Annotated in this window: 1 protein-coding gene; it reads right to left on the reverse strand. The window is 71.7% G+C overall.

Annotated features, from left to right (window positions below):
• Positions 1–145: 145 nt before the first annotated feature.
• The gene (locus FUT87_RS24695) at positions 146–871 is read right to left on the reverse strand and encodes a hypothetical protein (protein WP_255512013.1); all 726 of its coding nucleotides are present in this window, start codon (positions 869–871) and stop codon (positions 146–148) included.
• Positions 872–1046 lie beyond the last annotated feature (175 nt).

Genomic DNA, 1046 nt, shown 5'->3' on the forward strand with positions numbered 1-1046 from the left:
CGGGACGGCGGCGCTGCACGGCTTCCATCAGCGTGGCGCCGGCGCTCCACAGCGCATAGACGAAGCCCAGGGCGACGAGGATGAGCACCGGCCACAGCAGGGCCTGCGCGATGTGGGCGATCCGGATTCGAGCAGCATGGGGAACTCAGTTCGTGGCAAGGGGATGGGGGTGGGCGGGGGCCGCATCGGCGGTGGGAGCGGTCGCGGTGACGGCAGCGGTTGCGATGGCAGCGTGGGCGTCAGCGGTGGCGGCGGTCGCGGTGGCGCCGCCGAAGAACGCGGCGACCGCGGCCGGGTTCGAGGGGAAGTAGTGATGCACGTAGCTCGCGCGCAGCGAGCCCGCGATGTAGAGCGCCTCGGCCGCGCGACCCGCGTTGGGATTGCGCGCGGTGGCCATCGGCGACCACGGCGTCGCCATCGTCGAGTAATGGAAGGTGTGGCCCCGCAACTCGCCCTCCGGCCAGTCGAGCGACTGCAAGCCGAGCGCAGCCAGCCGCTTCTGCATCGAGGCACGGCCCGGCATCAGGCCCGCCATCGGATGGGCCGCGCCGTCGGCATCGGCCAGCTCATCCAGCAGCACCAGCATCCCGCCGCACTCGGCGAGCAGCGGCTTGCCCGCCGCCAGGTGCGCGGCCAGGTCGCTGAAGAAGCCAGCATGCGCACGCAGCGCCGCGGCGTGCAGCTCGGGGTAACCGCCCGGCAGCCACACGGCCTCGCACGCGGGCAAGGGCTCGCCGGCGATCGGGCTGAACGTCAGGACCTCCGCGCCAAGCGCGCGAAGGAGGTCGAGATTGGCGGGGTAGATGAAGGAGAAACACGCGTCGCTCGCCACGGCGATCCGCCGTCCGGTGAGCGGCAGTCCGGCCTGCACGGGACCGAGCGCCGGACGGACGACCGGGGGCCCCTTTTCTCCATCTCCTACCTTTGCTTGCCTACCGGCAAGCAAATTCCTCCCTTGAGTTCCGAAAAGGGGCCCCCCGGTCGCCCGTCCCACCACCATCGAGGACTTCGCCGGTCAGCGCTGCAGGCGCGTGCGGCGGTGCTGC

The organism is Mitsuaria sp. TWR114 (genome assembly GCF_007997345.1).